General features: G+C 62.0%; 5 protein-coding genes. All 5 read right to left on the reverse strand.

The window, feature by feature from the left end:
• Positions 1-311 precede the first annotated feature (311 nt).
• On the reverse strand, positions 312-581 hold the full coding sequence (gene rpsO / locus B3E94_RS14575; RefSeq protein ID WP_016489163.1) for a 30S ribosomal protein S15: 270 nt from the start codon (positions 579-581) through the stop codon (positions 312-314).
• Between the two features lie 149 nt (positions 582-730).
• On the reverse strand, positions 731-1,648 hold the full coding sequence (gene truB / locus B3E94_RS14580) for a tRNA pseudouridine(55) synthase TruB (protein ID WP_176517425.1): 918 nt from the start codon (positions 1,646-1,648) through the stop codon (positions 731-733).
• 3 nt (positions 1,649-1,651) lie between these two features.
• Positions 1,652-2,050 (reverse strand): 30S ribosome-binding factor RbfA, encoded by a 399-nt coding sequence (gene rbfA, locus B3E94_RS14585; RefSeq protein ID WP_016391794.1) that lies wholly within the window; start codon positions 2,048-2,050, stop codon positions 1,652-1,654.
• A gap of 115 nt (positions 2,051-2,165) precedes the next feature.
• On the reverse strand, positions 2,166-4,694 hold the full coding sequence (infB, locus tag B3E94_RS14590) for a translation initiation factor IF-2 (RefSeq protein ID WP_286914049.1): 2,529 nt from the start codon (positions 4,692-4,694) through the stop codon (positions 2,166-2,168).
• Between the two features lie 27 nt (positions 4,695-4,721).
• Positions 4,722-4,862: helix-hairpin-helix domain-containing protein (locus B3E94_RS14595; RefSeq protein WP_286914050.1), on the reverse strand; the 141-nt coding region annotated here is incomplete at its 5' end.

Genomic DNA, 4,862 nt, shown 5'->3' on the forward strand with positions numbered 1-4,862 from the left:
CGGCCCGTTTCGAGAGTAACGGTCGATTGACCGAACTGGAATTTCTTGATTACCGGGTTCACGGTTTCCTACCTTTTTCAGTGGCTCTGGGGGAACTGGTTTCTTGCGAATTCTTGGGCAGAACGGGGAATCGGCCCCATTGACCGTCCAGATACAACACGAGGCTGGGAGCCTGGCGCCAAGCGGAAAATCCGCTCAGCATTGCCAGGCTGCCAACCTCGAAGATACGCGTGACGTGTCCAACGAAAACGCTGCCAGGCAGCGTTCTCGAAGCATGCGACACGCCATGCACACCACTGACCAGGCCGCTATTAGCGACGCAGGCCCAGGCGACCGATCAGGGCGCTGTAACGAGTGGTGTCTTTGCCCTTCAGGTAATCCAGCAGCTTACGACGCTGGTTGACCATGCGGATCAGGCCACGACGGGAGTGGTGGTCTTTGCCGTTGGCCTTGAAGTGGCCTTGCAGCTTGTTGATGTTCGCGGTCAGCAGAGCAACCTGAACTTCCGGGCTACCAGTGTCGCCAGCGGCTTGCTGGTAGTCGGTAACGATTTGAGCTTTTTCTTCAACGCTGAGGGCCATGAGGCAACTCCTGATTAAACGGATCCCGTCACCGGGGTCCAATAGGCCAGGGACAAATCCCTGTATTAATAAGAAAGGTGTGACCGTGCCTACTGACAGCCACCCTTGTATCCGCAGGCTTGAGCCGAAGCCTTGGCCTGCGGTTTCGGTCATTCCGACCGAATCAGCCGACGCGGCGCAATGCGCCCGTCTTCGCTCACTTCACCGATACCGATGAAGCGACCGTTGTGATCCTGTACCCGGACCATGCCGAACTGCGGCGCTTCCGGGGCACGTACTGCCTGGCCATGCAGCCAGTAGAACGCACTGTGTTCGGACAGGCAGACCAGCGGCCAGTCCAGCAGCCCGCTGTCAGAAGGCATCAGGAAGCGATCGAGCGCTTCGTTACCGCCTTCGGCGTGGGCCTGCTCGAGTTCTTCGAGGGTGACCGTCTGTGCCAGCGCGAAGGGCCCGGCGTGGGTCCTGCGCAGCTCGGCGACATAGGCGCCGCAGCCCAGGGCCTCACCGATATCCTCCACCAGGGTGCGAATATAGGTGCCTTTGCTGCAACCAACCGACAGCCTTGCACGGGTGCCTTCGCACTCGAGCAATTCCAAGCGGCCAATAGTAACAGAACGCGCCTCGCGCTCCACTACCTCTCCTGCACGTGCCAGTTTGTACAGCGGCTGGCCATCGCGCTTGAGCGCCGAGTACATCGGCGGTACTTGAAGGATCTCACCGCGAAAACGCGGGATGACCGCTTCCAGATCGGCGCGACCAACGGTCACTTCGCGGGTCTGCAGGACTTCGCCTTCAGCGTCCGCGGTGCTGGTAGTCTGCCCCAGCTGCATGACCGTTTCGTAGCCCTTGTCGGAATCGAGCAGGTACTGGGAAAACTTGGTCGCTTCACCGAAGCACAGCGGCAGCACGCCGGTGGCCAATGGGTCGAGGCTGCCGGTGTGCCCGGCCTTCTCGGCATTGAGCAACCAGCGGACTTTCTGCAACGCGGCGTTGGAGGTGAACCCCAGCGGCTTGTCGAGCAGGATGATGCCGCTGACGTTGCGGCGGATACGTTTGACCTGGGCCACCGCTTACTCCTTGGTGTCCAGCTCGTCGGCATCCTTGTGCAGGCGGTCTTCGGCCACTGCACGCTCGATCAGTGCCGACAGGTGTACACCACGGCTGACACTTTCATCGAAGTGGAAATGCAATTGCGGCACGCTGCGCAGCTGCATCGAGCGGCCCAGGTGCAGGCGCAGGAAGCTGGCGGCGCTGTTCAGTGCCTTGAGCGACTGCTGCACGGCGTCAGGGGTTTCTTCGCCCATGACGGTGATGAAGACCTTGGCATGGCCCAGGTCGCGGCTGACGTCCACGGCGGTGATGGTCACCAGACCGACGCGTGGGTCTTTGACTTCACGGCGGATCAGTTCTGCCAGCTCGCGCTGCATCTGATCACCGATACGTTGGGTACGGCTGTATTCTTTGGCCATTCTTGCTACCTGTAACTTAAAGCGGCAAACGCCCGGTCAAGCTTGAGCCTGACCGGGCGCTACCTTCCGAGGCGCTGCCACCGCCCTGCGGCGGGGGCTGGCGCCATGCCCGCCCTTAAAGGGTACGAGCAACCTGGACTTTCTCGAAGACTTCGATCTTGTCGCCGACCTTGACGTCGTTGTAGCTCTTGACGCCAATACCGCACTCCATGCCCGAACGCACTTCCGAGGCGTCGTCCTTGAAGCGACGCAGCGATTCCAGCTCGCCTTCGAAGATCACCACGTCGTCGCGCAGTACGCGGATCGGACGGTTGCGGTACACGGTACCCTCGATGACCATACAGCCAGCGATGGCGCCGAACTTCGGCGAACGGAACACGTCACGCACTTCGGCGACACCCAGGATGTTCTCGCGAACATCGCTGCCGAGCATGCCGGTCAGGGCTTTCTTGACGTCTTCGATGATGTCGTAGATCACGTTGTAGTAACGCATATCCAGACCTTCCTGCTCGACGATCTTGCGCGCACCGGCATCGGCACGCACGTTGAAGCCGAACAGCACCGCGTTGGACGCCAGCGCCAGGTTGGCGTCGCTTTCGGTGATACCACCGACGCCGCCACCGATCACGCGAACCTGAACTTCGTCGTTGCCCAGACCGCCCAGCGAACCCTGCAGTGCTTCCAGGGAACCGCGCACGTCGGTCTTGAGGACGATGTTGAGGGTCTTCTTCTCTTCCTGACCCATGGTCTCGAAGATGTTTTCCAGCTTGCCGGCGTGAGCACGGGCCAGCTTGACCTCGCGGTACTTGCCTTGACGGAACAGGGCAACTTCGCGGGCTTTCTTCTCGTCGGCAACCACCGACAGCTCGTCACCGGCTTCCGGCGTGCCGTCCAGGCCGAGGATCTCGACCGGGATCGACGGGCCAGCTTCCTTCACAGGCTTGCCGTTCTCGTCGAGCATGGCGCGCACGCGGCCATAGTTGGAGCCGCACAGGACCATGTCGCCCTGACGCAGGGTACCGTCCTGAACCAGGATGGTGGCCACTGGGCCACGGCCCTTGTCCAGGCGCGATTCGACGACCACACCACGACCTGGAGCGGTCGGCGTGGCGGTCAGTTCGAGGATCTCGGCCTGCAGCAGAACGGCTTCGAGCAGTTCGTCGACACCGGTACCCATCTTCGCCGAAACCTTGACGAACGGCGTGTCACCACCCCAGTCCTCGGAGGTAACGCCTTCAACGGCCAGCTCGTTGCGGATGCGATCGAGGTCGGCACCCGGCTTGTCGATCTTGTTCACCGCGACCACCAGCGGAACGCCAGCTGCCTTGGCATGCTGAACGGCTTCGCGGGTTTGCGGCATCACGCCGTCGTCCGCCGCCACCACCAGGATGACGATGTCGGTCGCCTTGGCACCACGGGCACGCATCTGGGTGAACGCAGCGTGGCCAGGGGTGTCGAGGAAGGTGACCATGCCGCGGTCGGTTTCCACGTGGTAGGCACCGATGTGCTGGGTGATACCACCGGCTTCGCCAGCGGCAACCTTGGCACGACGGATGTAGTCGAGCAGCGAGGTCTTGCCATGGTCAACGTGACCCATGACGGTAACCACCGGCGCGCGCGACTCGGTCTGGCCTTCGAACTTCAGCGATTCTGCCAGGGAGTCTTCCAGGGCGGTGTCGCTGACCAGGGTAACCTTGTGGCCCAGCTCTTCTGCGATCAGCTGAGCGGTTTCCTGGTCGAGCACCTGGTTGATGGTAACCGGGGTGCCCATCTTGAACATGAACTTGACCACTTCAGCGCCCTTGACGGACATCTGGTTGGCCAGTTCCGAGACGGTGATGGTCTCGCCGATGGTCACGTCACGGATGACGGGGCCGGTCGGGTTCTGGAAGCCATGCTGGTTACGCTTCTTCAGCTTGCCCTTGCCACCACGACCACGACGAGCGCCATCGCTCTCTTCGTCGGTAGTGCGCGGCGCGGCACGTGGAGTCGGCGCTTTTTCCTTCTCCTTGACCTTGACCTTGATCGACACACGCGGCGCCTCGCCACGACGACGGTCGTCATCGCGAGTGCGGCTTTCGTTGCGACGGGTCTCGTCCTTCTTGCGCTCGGCAGCACGGGCAGCGGCGTCTTCCGACGCCGGGGCCTCGGCAACTACCGGTGCCGGAGCGGCAGCAGGTGCCGGCTCGGCCTTGGCAGCTGGCGCTTGAGCAGCCGCAGGGGCTTCGGCCGCCTGACGACGGGCCTGCTCTTCGTTGCGCTGGCGAACGTCGGCTTCGACCTTCTCGCGCGCAGCGTTTTCGGCCGCGCGGCGCTCTTCCTGCTCACGCTTCTGCTCAACCTGGATTTCTTCAGGGCTGCGCTGAACGAATACTTTCTTCTTGCGTACTTCTACGCTGATGCTTTTGCTACCGGCGACACGCAGGGTGCTGGTGGTCTTGCGCTGCAAGGTAATCTTGCGCGGCTCTTCCGCCTTGCTCTTGTGGCTGCTCTTCAAATGGGTCAGCAGAGTCTGCTTCTCATTGTCGGTCACTACCTGACCGGCGTCGGTGTGCGGCAGACCTGCCTCACGCATCTGCTGCAGCAGGCGCTCTACCGGTGCCTCGACCTCTTGGGCCAGTTCTTTCACCGTGACTTGCGTCATGCACTTCTCTCCTCAGGCCGCGCCTAATTACTCGAACCAGTGGGCTCGGGCGGCCATGATCAACTTGCCGGCACGCTCTTCGTCGATGCCGTCGATGTCGAGCAGGTCGTCAATCGACTGCTCGGCCAGGTCTTCGCGGTTAACCACGCCGCGCACCGCCAGTTCCGC

The sequence above is a fragment of the Pseudomonas sp. UBA6315 genome (genome assembly GCF_002438125.1).
Lineage (GTDB): Bacteria > Pseudomonadota > Gammaproteobacteria > Pseudomonadales > Pseudomonadaceae > Aquipseudomonas > Aquipseudomonas faucium.

Excerpts from the sequence above, each read along its gene's own strand:
- rpsO (WP_016489163.1), bottom strand. The coding sequence starts at position 581 with ATGGCCCTCAGCGTTGAAGAAAAAGCTCAAATCGTTACCGACTACCAG.
- rbfA (WP_016391794.1), bottom strand. The coding sequence starts at position 2,050 with ATGGCCAAAGAATACAGCCGTACCCAACGTATCGGTGATCAGATGCAG.
- infB (WP_286914049.1), bottom strand. The coding sequence starts at position 4,694 with ATGACGCAAGTCACGGTGAAAGAACTGGCCCAAGAGGTCGAGGCACCG.